The 12934-nt window shown below is 70.6% G+C and carries 13 protein-coding genes and 1 pseudogene; 9 read left to right on the top strand and 5 right to left on the bottom strand.

What is annotated here, in order from left to right; translation table 11 throughout:
• Positions 1-5: 5 nt before the first annotated feature.
• Complete coding sequence (locus AB0O48_RS12145; protein WP_365065031.1) at positions 6-752, bottom strand: SDR family oxidoreductase; 747 nt, start codon at positions 750-752, stop codon at positions 6-8.
• A gap of 130 nt (positions 753-882) precedes the next feature.
• Between AB0O48_RS12145 and AB0O48_RS12150 the strand changes: the two genes are divergently transcribed.
• Together AB0O48_RS12150 and AB0O48_RS12155 are read left to right on the top strand one after the other, a co-directional pair.
• Positions 883-1536, top strand: coding sequence for a class I SAM-dependent methyltransferase (locus AB0O48_RS12150; protein ID WP_357254291.1), 654 nt, complete (start codon positions 883-885; stop codon positions 1534-1536).
• 429 nt (positions 1537-1965) lie between these two features.
• Positions 1966-2487: pseudogene (locus AB0O48_RS12155) on the top strand (ice-binding family protein); the annotation flags it as partial.
• Positions 2488-2542: 55 nt separating this feature from the next.
• Here AB0O48_RS12155 and AB0O48_RS12160 read toward each other — a convergent pair.
• A complete protein-coding gene (locus AB0O48_RS12160; protein ID WP_365065163.1) occupies positions 2543-3055 on the bottom strand; it encodes a hypothetical protein in 513 nt (170 codons plus the stop codon).
• A gap of 56 nt (positions 3056-3111) precedes the next feature.
• Here AB0O48_RS12160 and AB0O48_RS12165 point away from each other — a divergent pair, with 56 nt between their 5' ends.
• Complete coding sequence (locus AB0O48_RS12165; protein ID WP_357254538.1) at positions 3112-3219, top strand: LPXTG cell wall anchor domain-containing protein; 108 nt, start codon at positions 3112-3114, stop codon at positions 3217-3219.
• A gap of 329 nt (positions 3220-3548) precedes the next feature.
• Here AB0O48_RS12165 and AB0O48_RS12170 read toward each other — a convergent pair whose 3' ends face one another.
• Positions 3549-4079, bottom strand: a complete 531-nt coding sequence (locus tag AB0O48_RS12170; protein WP_365065035.1) for an AAA family ATPase — start codon at positions 4077-4079, stop codon at positions 3549-3551.
• Positions 4080-4248: 169 nt separating this feature from the next.
• On the opposite strand from AB0O48_RS12170, the gene AB0O48_RS12175 reads away from it, so the two are divergent.
• Both AB0O48_RS12175 and prfH read left to right on the top strand, forming a co-directional pair.
• Positions 4249-5436 (top strand): RNA ligase RtcB family protein, encoded by a 1188-nt coding sequence (locus AB0O48_RS12175; RefSeq protein ID WP_365065038.1) that lies wholly within the window; start codon positions 4249-4251, stop codon positions 5434-5436.
• On the top strand, positions 5433-6068 hold the full coding sequence (prfH, locus tag AB0O48_RS12180; protein ID WP_357254297.1) for a peptide chain release factor H: 636 nt from the start codon (positions 5433-5435) through the stop codon (positions 6066-6068). Before AB0O48_RS12175 ends, prfH begins: the two co-directional genes overlap by 4 nt.
• 8 nt (positions 6069-6076) lie before the next feature.
• On the opposite strand, the gene AB0O48_RS12185 is transcribed toward prfH, so the two are convergent.
• Positions 6077-6973, bottom strand: a complete 897-nt coding sequence (locus AB0O48_RS12185; RefSeq protein ID WP_357254299.1) for an alpha/beta hydrolase — start codon at positions 6971-6973, stop codon at positions 6077-6079.
• A 180-nt stretch (positions 6974-7153) separates the two neighbouring features.
• On the opposite strand from AB0O48_RS12185, the gene AB0O48_RS12190 reads away from it, so the two are divergent.
• From AB0O48_RS12190 to AB0O48_RS12200, 3 genes are all read left to right on the top strand, one after another.
• A complete protein-coding gene (locus tag AB0O48_RS12190; RefSeq protein WP_357254301.1) occupies positions 7154-7990 on the top strand; it encodes a PIG-L family deacetylase in 837 nt (278 codons plus the stop codon).
• Positions 7991-8331: 341 nt separating this feature from the next.
• Complete coding sequence (locus tag AB0O48_RS12195) at positions 8332-9525, top strand: endo-1,4-beta-xylanase (RefSeq protein WP_365065042.1); 1194 nt, start codon at positions 8332-8334, stop codon at positions 9523-9525.
• Positions 9526-9750: 225 nt separating this feature from the next.
• Positions 9751-10092 carry a metalloregulator ArsR/SmtB family transcription factor gene (locus tag AB0O48_RS12200; RefSeq protein ID WP_208641223.1) on the top strand — a complete coding sequence of 114 codons (342 nt, stop codon included), beginning with the start codon at positions 9751-9753 and terminating at the stop codon, positions 10090-10092.
• A gap of 4 nt (positions 10093-10096) precedes the next feature.
• Here AB0O48_RS12200 and argS read toward each other — a convergent pair whose 3' ends face one another.
• Positions 10097-11815, bottom strand: a complete 1719-nt coding sequence (gene argS, locus AB0O48_RS12205; RefSeq protein ID WP_365065047.1) for an arginine--tRNA ligase — start codon at positions 11813-11815, stop codon at positions 10097-10099.
• Positions 11816-12163: 348 nt separating this feature from the next.
• Here argS and AB0O48_RS12210 point away from each other — a divergent pair, with 348 nt between their 5' ends.
• A complete protein-coding gene (locus AB0O48_RS12210; protein ID WP_365065049.1) occupies positions 12164-12928 on the top strand; it encodes a hypothetical protein in 765 nt (254 codons plus the stop codon).
• The last annotated feature ends 6 nt before the right edge of the window (positions 12929-12934 follow it).

Consider the following 12934-nt stretch of genomic DNA (forward strand, 5'->3'; position numbering starts at 1 on the left):
CCGAGTCACCCGGCCCGGGTACGCCAGTCGTCGAGGCTGGTGGCGGCGATGCGGGCGCCGTCGGCGGGGACCAGCGAGCGTTCGCCAAGCGTGGCACCGAAGTACCGGGCGCCCGGGTCGGCCACCACCGACCGGGGATCCTGCTGGGACGCGAGGATGGATCGGCCCAGTTCGTCGAGGCGGAACTGCTTCGGGCCAGCGATCTCGACCACCGCGTTTGTCGGCGCACCGACCACGACGTCGGCGACCGCGGCCGCGACGTCGTCCGCCGCCATCGGTTGGATGAGGACCGGCGCGAGGTGCACGGTGTCGCCGTCCGTGGCGGCGTCGATGATCCCCTGGAGAAATTCGAAGAACTGCGTGGCGTGCACCACGGAGTACGGGATCCCGGCCGCGACGATGAGCTTTTCCTGGGCGACCTTCGCCCGCATGTACCCGCTGTCCGGGATCCGGTCGCACCCCACGATCGAGAGCGCCGCGTAGTGGCCCACCCCGGCCGCCGCCGCGGCGGCGAGGAGATTGCGGGTGGACGTCTCGAAGAACTCCAGCACGGCGGCGGCCTCGAACGACGGCGAATTCGACACGTCGACCACGACATCGGCACCGGCGAGCGCCTCGGCCACTCCCTCGCCGGTCAGTGTGTTGACGCCGGTCTTTGGTGACGCCGGCACCGCTTCGTGCCCCTGGGCGCCGAGATTGTCCACGAGCTTGGAGCCGATGAGGCCGCTGCCACCGATGACGACGATCTTCATGGTCGAACACGTCCTGTCTGCGGTGGGTCTGCAACCGCTGCCCACCAGTAAGACGGAAACCGTGCACCGATGCAGGACAATCGCCCAAGAACAGTGCGACGAGAATCAGCCGGTCCCCTGGAGGTCTGACGTGGCCGTGGTGTCCCATCCGGTGTTCGCCCGGGTGTACGAGAGGCTCAGCGTCGCCATGGACCGCGCCGGCACGGCGGAGTTCCGACGGGACCTGGTTGCTGGCCTGTCCGGCCGGGTGATCGAGATCGGCGCGGGCAACGGCAGGATGTTCGCCCACTATCCACCCGCGGTGACCGAGGTCGTCGCGGTCGAGCCGGAACGTCGACTGCGCGCCGCCGCCGAGCGGGCGGCACCGAGCGCACCGGTGCCGGTCACCGTCGTCGACGGTCTGGCGGACGCCCTGCCCGCGGGTGACGGCGAGTTCGACGCGGCCGTCGTCGCGCTCGTGTTGTGCACCGTGCCGGATCAGGCGAGCGCGCTCGCGGAGGTCAGCCGGGTGCTGCGCCCCGGCGGCCAGCTGCGCTTCTTCGAACACGTCGCCGCCGAGCAGAGCAGCCGCCTGCACCGGACCCAACGCCTGCTCGACGCGACACTGTGGCCGAAGTTGTTCGCCGGCTGCCACACCAACCGCGACACCGTCGCCGCCATCGGTGCCGAAGGGTTCGTGATCGAGGAGCTGCGTCGGTTCCGCTTCCCGGCCACCAGCAACGGCCCGTCCTCACCCTGCGTGCACGGCCGGGCGATCCGGCCCGCGCCGACACACCAGCACTGAGGACGACCGTTGGCCTGGGAAGAGTTTCGCCTGTCGATCGACGAGCGGCCACTTCTCGCGAAGGTGGCGGCGCGGGAGTAGGCGTCGGGCAATCACAGGGCGTAATAGGGAAAACATGAATATGAATGGCTATTGCGCTCCGGTTCGTACGCAATATCCCGTTTTGTGGGTATACGCGCCGATGACGTGATGTGGTGGTCACCGCACTTTGTCCACGTCATCACGGCAGTTTCGCGCAGGGCGCGGCCCACCAGGCGCCCCCTGCGAAGTAGTACCCACGGAGGGTGTTCTGTGACAGCGAAACCCAGTCATCATCGTCTTCGCCGACGTCTCCTACCGGCGCTCGCGGCGGCTGCGGCGGCCGCCGTCGCAGCCGGCCTCCTGCTGGTCAACACGACACCAGCCGTTGCCGCAGACGCACCGGTGAACATGGGGACAGCCGGCAACTTCTCCGTCCTCGCCGGCGCCGAGCCGACCAACACCGGCCCCAGCTTCCTCGCCCAGAGCCTCGGACGATACCCGGGGAACACCGCAATGGGCTTCGGGACGGCAACCATCGGCGGCGAGATCCACCTCGGCGACGCGGTCGCTCTCCAGGCCCAGAGCGACCTGACGATCGCCTTCAACGACGCCGCCGGCCGGACGCCGTTCACCGTCATCCCGTCGGAGTTGGGCGGCAACACCCTCAACCCGGGCGTCTACCGAATCGGAGCCGCACAACTGACCGGGACGCTGACGCTCAACGCCCAGGCCGACCCTTCGGCCGTGTTCATCTTCCAGATCGACTCCTCGCTGACGACGGCGTCGGACAGCACCGTCGTACTGACCAACGGCGCCTCGGCCTGCAACGTGTTCTGGAAGGTCGGCAGCTCGGCGACGATCGGCACGGGAACCACAATGGTCGGCAACGTCATGGCGCTCGCCTCGGTCACGATGGCCACGGAGGCGACCCTGCAGGGCCGCGCGCTGGCGCGAACCGCCGCCGTGACTCTCGACGACAACGACATCACCGCGCCGCTGTGCGCCGGCCCCACCGGCCCACCCGGACCGACAGGTCCACCCGGGCCCACCGGTCCTCCCGGCCCGTCCGGCCCGCCCGGCAGCCCCGGCGCACCCGGCAGCCCCGGAGCACCCGGCAGCCCAGGCGCGCCCGGTAGCCCAGGTGCACCTGGCAGCCCTGGGGCACCTGGCAGCCCCGGAGCACCGGGAAGCCCTGGGGCACCCGGCAGCCCAGGCGCACCCGGCAGCCCAGGCGCGCCCGGTAGCCCCGGCGCACCCGGCAGCCCAGGCGCACCCGGCAGCCCCGGCGCACCCGGCAGCCCCGGCGCACCCGGCAGCCCTGGCGCACCCGGCAGCCCCGGCGCACGCGGAGAACCCGGCGCACCCGGCGCACCTGGCAGCCCTGGGGCGCCCGGTAGCCCCGGCGCACCCGGAGCACCCGGAGCACCCGGTAGTCCCGGAGCACCCGGTAGCCCAGGCGCACCCGGTAGCCCAGGCGCACCCGGTAGCCCTGGGGCACCCGGCAGTCCCGGAGCACCCGGCAGCCCCGGGGACGGCAGGAGACCCATCCTGCCGGTGACCGGCAGTGGCGCGGTCCCGGCCATGACGGGCATCGGAAGTGCGCTTGTCGTGCTGGGCGCGTTCGCGTTCTTCCTCGCCCGACGTCGTACCCGGGAGTCCTGATCGAGGGCCCGGCCGGTGACCTGCCGGCCGGGCATCCTCGGAACTGACCATGCGCGACACCGGCGGCCCACTCCCCAGCGGGGAGTGAGCCGCCGGTTGGTGTGCCGGTCATCGGGGCCGGGCTCCGCGGGGACGGTCACCTGTGCGCTGCGGAGACCGAACTGCTCGGTCATCGCGGTGTGCCGCTCGTCGAGGGCGGCCCGGTACGCGGCGTCGTTGGTGATGGCGGTCGCCGCACTCGGGTCACCCTCGATGTAGGTCGGGGCGTAACTCGCGGGTATGCCAGGCGGTGTTCGGCGCGGCGGCGTGGCTCTGAATCCTGACCGGCGTCACCGGTTCGGTAGGCCCGCCAACCAGTCATCCAGGCCCGCCGGACTCGTGAACAGCACCACCGGCGGCCCGGCCGGGTCGGCCTGCCAGGCCCGCATTCGCCGCCGTTCCCGGCCGAACGCGGAGGCGTGCCAGACCAGGATCGAGTCCGGGGACAACACACTGCCCAGCGATTCCCGGTTTCCGTTGCAGATCACCTCGCCCGTGCCCAGGCGACGCAGGGTGCGACGCAGCAACCACCAGAACGAGCGCCACCACGGGTAGTCCAGGGCCACCACCAGGTCGGCACGGGCCAGCGGCACGTCCCGCCATCCGTGGTACGCGCCGTCGAGGATCCAGGTGTCCCGACGGCAGATCTCCTCGATGCGCCCGCGCTGCTGCGCGACCGGCACCTCGACCCACCCCGGCAGCCACAACAGGTCGTCCACCGGATACCACGGCAACCCGAGGCGCTCGGCCAGGCGCTCGGCGAGAGTGGACTTGCCCGAGCCGTGCACCCCGTAGACCAGGATGCGACGCGGTGCGGTCATCGCGGCAGCGTACGCCGCGACCGAAAATCGTTTGCCGTACGGGACGGGCTGCCCGAGAGTGACGTCCATGACGTACTGACGGAACCACCCCGCGCATTCGCCCCCGGTGACACCTCCCGGAGGGCCGTGCTGTCGTCCGTTCCCGCGTCTGCGTACGAAGTGAGTCTCCTTGTTGCAGCACCACTCCCCTCGGGAGTCCCTGCCCCCGTCCACCCCGGCCACCGTCACGGTGTTCGCCTCGCCCGCGAGCTGGATCGAGTCCGCCGCGCTCGACCAGTGCCAGCAGGTTGCCGCCCTCGACGGCATGATCCACGTCGCGGCGATGCCGGATCTGCACCCCGGCAAGGGCGCACCCATCGGTGCGGCCATGGCGTCGAGGGTGCTCTACCCGTTCCTGGTTGGCTCCGACATCGGCTGCGGCATCGCCGTGTTCCCCATCAAGCTCAAGCGTGCCGTGCCGGAGCGCCTCGCCGCCCGGTTCCCCGACCTCGACCGCGCGTTGGACCCGGATCAGGACGCCGACGACCCGGCCTGGGCGGTCGTCCAGGGTGACGTTCCGGCCGGTCACCTGGACGGTCTCGGGACGGTTGGCCGTGGCAACCACTTCGTGGAGCTGGCGCGCGTCGACACCGTCCTCGACGTGCGCCACGCGAGTCGTCTCGGGCTCGACGCCGGTGATCTCGTGCTGATCGTGCACAGTGGTTCCCGTGGTCTGGGTGAACGGATTCTGCGGGCGCACACCGAGGTGCACGGCGCCGGGGCCGCTCCCGATCCCGCCGCCTACCTGACGAGGCACGACGACGCCGTGCGCTGGGGATCGCTCAACCGGCGGGTGCTGGCGGCCCGGGTCGCGTACGCGTTGGGGGCCGAACCCACCCCGCCGATCGTCGATCAGTGCCACAACCTGGTCGAGGTCTCCGACGGGGTCTACCTGCACCGCAAGGGCGCGGCGCCGGGCGACGGCCGCGACGTCCTCGTGGCCGGCACCCGGGGTACAGCCTCCTACCTGGTGGCCGCCCACGCCGGGCCGGAGGCCAACTATTCGGTGGCGCACGGCGCCGGTCGCAAGATGTCGCGCGCCGACGCCCTGCGACGGGGCCGGGCCAAGCACACGGTCGAGGAACTACGTCGCACGCCCGTGGGCTCGCTCGTGGTGTGCGGCGACCGCCAGCTGCTGTTCGAGGAGGCGCCCACGGCGTACAAGCGCATCGAGCAGGTGATCGCCGATCTCGCCGAGCACCGGTTGGCCACCCCGGTGGTCAGCACGACTCCCCTGGTCACCTACAAGACGCCCGATCTCGGGTCCGCCTCCCGCACTCAGCGGCGGGGTCACCGCGACGGACGGGGCCGGTCGTGAGCGTGCTCCTGCTGCTGTCCGCCGGCCGTGGCCCGAGTGAGTGCGCCTGGGCGCTGGCCCAGCTCCTGCATCGGCTGACCGGAGCTGGCACCCGCCGAGGTCTGACGATCGAACAGGTTCAGGTGACAGCCGGCGATCGGACCGGCACCTACCGCTCGGCGCTCATCCGGATCACCGGCGCGGACGCCGAGGCGTTCGCGGCCTCGTGGACCGGGACGCTCTGCTGGCAGGCCCCGAGTCCGTACCGGGCGAGCACGGGCCGCAAGAACTGGTACGTCACCGCGCAGCCGCCCTCACCCGACGCGGCGCCGACGCCGTTCGCCGAGGCGGACGTCGACATCGTCGGTTGCCGTACCGGCGGTCCGGGTGGTCAGCACCGCAACAAGGCCAGCACGGCGGTCCGCGCGACGCACCGCCCGTCGGGCCTGGTCGTCGTGGTGGACGAGGAACGGCAGTTCAGCCTCAACCGCCGGATCGCCCTGCGACTGCTGCGGCAACGCGTCGAGCAGGACGACGAGGCGGCCCGCAGTGCCGTCACCACCGCCCGGTGGCGGGTGCACGACACCCTGGTGCGCGGCGACCCGGTGCGGGTGGAACGTCCGGAGCCCCAGCGATCGGGCCGCCGAGGGTAGCGGCCCGGTCAGACGTCCCGGACCGCGTCGGCGAACGCCTGGGGCGCCTCCTGGGGCAGGTTGTGCCCGACGCCGCCGCCCACGGTCCGGTGTTCGTACTGCCCGGCGAACTGCTTGCCGTAGACGGCGGGTTCCAGGTGCGGCGCGCCGTTGGCATCCCCCTCCAGCGAGATGCTGGGCACCATGATCTTCGGTTTCGCGGCCAGTCGCTTCTCCACCTCGTCGTACTGCGACTCGCCGGGGGCGAGGGCCAGCCGCCACCGGTAGTTGTGGATCACGATGTCCACGTGGTCGGGGTTGTCGAACGCGGCCGCGCTGCGGTCGAATGTCGCGTCGTCGAACGACCACTTCGGGGACGCGGTGTGCCAGATCAGCCTGGCGAAGTCGCGCCGGTTCCGGTCGTAACCGTCCCGGCCGCGTTCGGTGGCGAAGTAGTACTGGTACCACCAGGCCAGTTCCGCCTTCGGGGGCAGCGGCACCTTTCCCGATGCCTGGCCGTCGATCAGGTAGCCGCTCACCGAGACCAGCCCCCGGCAGCGCTCGGGCCACAGCGCGGCCACGACGTCGGCCGTACGCGCACCCCAGTCGAACCCGGCCAGCTTCGCGCTGTCGATCTTCAGGGCGTCCATGAGGGCGATGAGGTCGAGCCCCATGGCTGCCGGTTCGCCGTTGCGCATGGTGTCGTCGGAGAGGAACCGGGTCGTGCCGTAGCCCCGCAGGTACGGCACGACGACCCGGTAGCCGGCGTCGGTGAGCAGCGGCACGACGTCGGCGAAGCTGTGGATGTCGTACGGCCAGCCGTGCAGCAGGATCACCGCCGGACCGTCGGACGGCCCAGCGTCGACGTACCCGATGGTCAGGACCCCGGCGTCGACCTGTCGCACGTCACCGAACGATGCCCCCATGCCGGACCTCTCCTCGCGTTCTCACCCTCGGACGTGCTGACCACGCCTCAATCTAGGGACCCGCCGGGTGGTCGATCAGGGTTTGCCGGTGATCGACCCCGGCCCGATCCGGGCTGGCTAGGATGCACACAGCGTCGCCCTGCGCGACTCCGGGTGGGGACACGACCGTAGGGTGATGGCATGGCTGAGCGACCTCTGACCTTGATGGCGGTGCACGCCCACCCCGACGACGAGGCGACGAGCACCGGTGGCGTCCTTGCCCGCTACGCCGCGGAGGGGATCACGACGGTCCTGGTGACCTGCACCGACGGGCGGTGCGGTGACGGCCCGGGTGGGGTCAAGCCGGGTGACCCGAAGCACGACCCCGCCGCTGTCGTGGCGATGCGCCAGGCCGAGTTGGAAGCCAGCTGCGCGGTGTTGAAGGTCAGCCACCTGGAAACCCTCGGTTACGCCGACTCCGGGATGATGGGCTGGCCGACGAACGACCAGCCCGGCGCGTTCTGGACGACGCCGGTGGCAGAGGCGGCGGACCGACTCGCCGAGCTGATCCGGCAGTACCAGCCGGACGTGATCGTCACGTACGACGAGAACGGCTTCTACGGCCACCCGGACCACATCCAGGCGCACCGGATCACCATGGCCGCCGTGGAGCAGACGGACACCCCGGCGAAGGTGTACTGGACCACGGTGCCGCGCACCGCGTTCGAGCAGTTCGGCCAGATCATGCAGGAGCTCGGCGTCGAGTGGGACGCACCGGACCCGGAGGCGGAGGCGGAGCCGATGCCGCAGCTCGGCCTGCCCGACGACGAGATCAGCACCTGGGTGGACACGAGCAGCTTCGGGGCGCAGAAGTTCGACGCCCTGGCCACCCACGCCAGCCAGACCGAGAACATCTTCTTCCTGCAACTGGGCCGGGAGCGGTTCACGGAGCTGATGGGGGTGGAGACCTTCGTTCGGGTGCGCGACCGCACCGACGCGCCGATCCCCGAGGACGACCTCTTCGCCGGCCTGCGCTGACCCGCCCAGGTCAACTCTCGTAGCGACGCCCGAGATCGTCGGCCACCCGGTCGGCGATCTCGGCAGCGTGGCCGCGACTTGCCGCCGGTCCCCGGAAGTTTCGCGAGCATCTCCGGCGAGCCCCCGCAGGTCATATGACGAATTTCCGGAAGTTTTCAGCGTTGACGCCCGGACATTGACGGCCTTAACGTTTCGAGCAGGTTTCCGGTCACCGGCCGGCACCACCGGCCCTCCGGCCCCGAGCCAGGGCGCTCGACCACCAACCCCGCTCCCATCCGCCAACACCGGACCCGCACCTTGTTGATCGACAGTTGTCGATCAAGGTCTGGAAAGGAAGGCACATGAAGCTGAGACAGTGGACCACCGTCGGCGTGGTTGCCGTCCTCACCGTTGCGGCGCTGAACACGGTGCCCGCCACCGCCGGTCGGCCGTACGACCCCACGGCGCAGAGCCTCGGCGCCCTCGGCCTGCGCCACGGCCTCCAGGTCGGCACCGCGGTCAACATGGATGCCCTCAACGACGCCGGTGACCCGCAGTACCGCGCGCTGGCCTCCTCGGAGTTCACCTCCGTCACCGCCGAGAACGTGATGAAGTGGGAGGTCCTGGAGCCCACCCGCGGCACCTACGACTGGGCCGCGGCCGACCAGCTCATCGATTTCGCCAGGCGCAACCGGCAGAGCGTCCGCGGCCACGTGCTGGTCTGGCACAACCAACTGCCCGGCTGGCTGACCAGCGGTGTCGCCGACGGCTCCATCAACAAGCAGGAGCTGCGTGAGCTGCTGCGCAAGCACATCACCACGGTCGCCAACCGGTACAAGGGCAAGATCTGGCAGTGGGACGTGGTCAACGAGGCGGTCAGCGACCCCTGGGACACCCCGTCGACCCTGCACTACAAGGGCTTCTGGGCGGAGAACCTCGGGCCCGGCTACATCGCCGACGCGTTCCGCTGGGCGCGGGCGGCCGACCCCAAGGCCCTGCTGTTCTACAACGACTACAACATCGAGGCGTTCGGCTCCGGCAACCCGGCGGACGACAAGACCCAGTTCGTCTACGAGATGACCAGGGGCCTACGCGCACAGGGCGTGCCGATCGACGGCGTCGGATCCCAGGGTCACCTCGGCACCCAGTACGGCAACTTCGACACCCTCCAGGTGACCGCCGCGCTGAAGAAGTTCAGTGGGCTCGGCGTCGCCACCGCGTTCACCGAGGTCGACGTCCGCAGCCAGATGACGGCGGGTGTCCAGGCCGGCAACGCGGAGGAGATCAACCCCCGGTTGCAGGCCTCGGCGGCGAACTTCAGCGTGCTGATGAAGGCGTGCCTCGCCGTCCGGAGCTGCCTGTCGTACACGGTGTGGGGTTTCAGTGACAGGCACTCCTGGGTGCCGGACTGGTTCGACGACCCGCCGGAGGGCCTGGCCACGATCTACGACGAGAACTACCAGCCCAAGCGGGCGTACCAGGAGCTGAAGTCGGACCTGATCCTCGCGGGACCGCCGTACGTCCAGCCGCGCAGCACACCCCGACCACGCCGCTGACCCTCGGGTCGCGGCTCACTCGACGGCAGGTCCGTCGGCGTAGGGCCGTGTGGGGCACGGCGGAGCCCCACACGGCCGATACGTCACCACGGTCGTCGACGTTCGACTCACGTTCAGCCGCCTCGAGTGGCCGTACGGACGCCATTGGAGTATTGATGCCGGTTCTACCTGCTTATTGATGGTGTTGGTGTAACCATAGTGGGCGTGGGAACTGCGAAAACTGCCATGCCTGCGATCTCGCCGCTCACCGGCGATCCAATCAAGCGGGCCGATGCCGAACGACTCGCGGGGGTGCTGAAGGCCTTCGCCGATCCGGCGCGACTGCGTCTGCTCAGCCTGATCCAGTCCGCGCCCGAAGGTGAGGCGTCCGTCAGTGACCTCACCGGGGCGCTCAACCTGTCCCAGCCGACCGTGAGTCATCACCTGCGGATCCTCACCGAGGCCGGCCTACTCGAACGCGACAAGCGGGGGGTGTGGGCCTACTACCGCCTGGTGCCCGCCGCGATCGCACAGATCGCCGACCTGTTGACGCCGCCCCGGAAGCGGGCCACGAAGAAGACCCGCTGACCCCTCACATCCGCTCCGGGGTTCGGACGCCGAGCAGGTGCAGCCCCTGCCGCAGCGTCCGGGCCGTCAGCTCGGCCAGCAGCAGCCGGCTCTCCCGCAGCTCGTCCGGGGCCCGCAGCACCGGGCAGCGCTCGTAGAACGCGTTGAACGCGGTGGCGAGCCGGTGCAGGTAACCGGCGAGGTGATGAAATTCGAGGCTTCGTTCCACCTCGCCGACCACCGCGGCGAAGCCGAGCAGCTCGACCGCGAGCGCCCGCTCCGCCGGCGACGTGAGCACGAGGGGCGCGTCCGGCCGGGCGGTCGTCCCGGCGCGCCGGAACATCGATCGGATCCGGGCGTACACGTACTGGAGGTACGGCGCGGTGTTGCCCTCCAGGGCGAGCATCCGCTCCCAGTCCAGGACGTAGTCCTTGGTCCGATCGGTGGACAGGTCGGCATACTTCACCGCGCCGATCCCCACCGCGCGACCGATCTCGGCTGCGGCTTCGGCATCCAGCTCCGGGTTCCTGCGCCGGGCCAGGTCCGTGGCCCGGGTGACCGCCTCCTCCAGCAGCCCGACCAGCTTCACCGACTCACCAGCCCGGCTGCGCAGCATCCGCCCGTCGCCGCCGAGGATCGACCCGAAGCCCAGATGCTCGGCCCGCGCCGGCGGGCACAGCCAACCGGCCGCCCGGGCGACCGCGAACACCATCGCGAAGTGCTGCCGCTGCGGCAGCCCGACGACGTACAGCAAGCGGGTTGCGCCCAGTTCGCCGACACGCTGCCGTAGCGCGGCCAGATCGGTGGCCGGATAGCCGTACCCCCCGTCGCTCTTGCGCACGATGAGCGGCGTCGGCTCGCCGTCCCGGCCGCTGAAGCCGGCCGGGAAGACGCAGTCGGCCCCGCCGCTGGGCACCAGCATGCCCAACCGGTCCAGGTCGTCGACGACCCCCGCCAGCAGATCGTTGTAGGCGCTCTCGCCCCGAAAGTCGTCCTCGGACAACGTCACGTCGAGCAGGTCGTAGACGGTCAGGAAGTACCGCTCGGACTGCGCCACCAGCAGCCGCCACCACCGCAGCGTCTGCTCGTCGCCGCCCTGCAAGGCGACCACCCGCAGCCGCGAGCGTTCCCGGAACGTCTCGTCGGAGTCGAACTTCGCCCGCGCCTCCCGATAGAAGCCGTCCAGGTCGCCCATCGACAACTCGTGCGCCGCCCCGGCCTCGCCGAGGTCGACCAGGTGCTCGATCAGCATGCCGAACGGTGTCCCCCAGTCACCCAGGTGGTTGACCCGCACCACCCGGTGCCCCAGCCAGTCCAGCAGCCGTACCGCCGCGTCGCCGATGACTGTGGAGCGGAGATGCCCGACGTGCATCTCCTTCGCCACGTTCGGCGCCGAGTAGTCGACCACCACGGTCTGCGGGGCCGCCGTCACCGGCACGCCGAGCCGGGCGTCGCCGGCCAGCCCGGAGACCAGGTCGGCAAGGGCCGCGTCGGCGACGGTGAGGTTGAGAAACCCCGGCCCGGAGACCTCCGCCGACACGCAGACGTCGTCGAGGACCGCGTCTGCCAGCACCTCGGCCGCGATGTCGCGCGGCGGACGGCCGAGCCGCCGACCCAAAGCCAGCGCCGCGTCGGATTGGAAATCCGCTCGCGGGGAGCGCCGCACGAGCGGGTCGACCGGTCCGCCGGCCACCGCCGCGAACGCCGGTGCCAGCCGGTCGGCCAACAACCTTTCAAGATCCATGAGTACGCCGATCTCACTCGGACCCGCGCTGCCAGGCGGGCCTCAGACGACAGGAGATGCGGGCGGACCGAGGACGACCAGCGCACGACCGGCGGCTCGATCCGCCGGTCGCAGAAAACAGGTCAGCGCGGGCGGGCGACGGATCGCCGGCGTCGCCGAGCACCGACCTGGACGTCACACGACGCTCCGGTGCACTTGGCGATCACGCTGGTCATGCGGGCAGCTTAGCGGGCCGGCGGATGTGTCGACATCCCGATTACCACCGCTGGGGCGAGCGTCCGGCGCGGCAAATCGTCGTTTGGGACGGTACGCCACCGGGAACTGCCCCGACATCGACGAAAGGTGATCATGAGCCGACACACACCGCTACCGCCGACCCGTACGCGACGCGTGCTTGCGCTGATCCCGCTGCTGGGCACCATCGCACTCGCCACGGCCTGCACCACCACCGAAGACCCGCCCGCCTCGACCCCGTCGGGTGCGGCGCCGACCTCCGCTGCGGCGGCCGTGGATCCGACGGGCCAGCCCTCGTCGAGCGCCAGCGGCCCGACGACCATTCCGACGTCGGCGTTCGTCGAGCTGCCGACCGAGCTGCGGAAGTCTCCGCGCCGGACGGTGCCCGTCGAGGAGGCTCTGCCGAAGCTCTGCGGAAACGAGTTCGGCACCGGGGGCCGGCAGGTGACGGCGAGCGCCGCGATGACAGTCACCTACAAGAAGGCCGACGACAATGCCGGCAACACGCCCCAGGGGATGATCCACCAGACCATCTTCACGTTCGACGGCACCGGCGCCACGGACTACATGGGGCGTCTGCGCACCGCCTTGGAGGCGTGTCCCTCCTTCCAACACGACGGGAGCCGGGCGACCGCCAAGAGTGAGGCTCTGCCCGGCGTCGGTGACGAAGCGCTGCTGCTGAACCTGACCTGGCCCGCGACCAGCCTCAACGGAGAACACACCGGCGGCACCGAGACCAGCCAGATCGCGGTGGCCCGCGTCGACACGGTGGTGACGGTGTTCAACGACCAGGGGTGGGAGGGTTCCAGCGGCAATCCCACCATTCTGGACCGGGTCGTCCGCGACGCTGTCCGGACCATCGACACCTGGCAGCGGTAGCCCCAC

The sequence above is a fragment of the Micromonospora sp. NPDC085948 genome (assembly GCF_040686315.1).
GTDB lineage: Bacteria > Actinomycetota > Actinomycetes > Mycobacteriales > Micromonosporaceae > Micromonospora.

What these genes read in the sequence shown, in the direction of transcription:
- AB0O48_RS12145 (WP_365065031.1), bottom strand. Translation starts at nt 752, where the DNA reads ATGAAGATCGTCGTCATCGGTGGCAGCGGCCTCATCGGCTCCAAGCTC.
- AB0O48_RS12170 (WP_365065035.1), bottom strand. Translation starts at nt 4,079, where the DNA reads ATGACCGCACCGCGTCGCATCCTGGTCTACGGGGTGCACGGCTCGGGC.
- AB0O48_RS12185 (WP_357254299.1), bottom strand. Translation starts at nt 6,973, where the DNA reads ATGGGGGCATCGTTCGGTGACGTGCGACAGGTCGACGCCGGGGTCCTG.
- AB0O48_RS12190 (WP_357254301.1), top strand. Translation starts at nt 7,154, where the DNA reads ATGGCTGAGCGACCTCTGACCTTGATGGCGGTGCACGCCCACCCCGAC.
- AB0O48_RS12195 (WP_365065042.1), top strand. Translation starts at nt 8,332, where the DNA reads ATGAAGCTGAGACAGTGGACCACCGTCGGCGTGGTTGCCGTCCTCACC.
- AB0O48_RS12200 (WP_208641223.1), top strand. Translation starts at nt 9,751, where the DNA reads ATGCCTGCGATCTCGCCGCTCACCGGCGATCCAATCAAGCGGGCCGAT.
- argS (WP_365065047.1), bottom strand. Translation starts at nt 11,815, where the DNA reads ATGGATCTTGAAAGGTTGTTGGCCGACCGGCTGGCACCGGCGTTCGCG.
- AB0O48_RS12210 (WP_365065049.1), top strand. Translation starts at nt 12,164, where the DNA reads ATGAGCCGACACACACCGCTACCGCCGACCCGTACGCGACGCGTGCTT.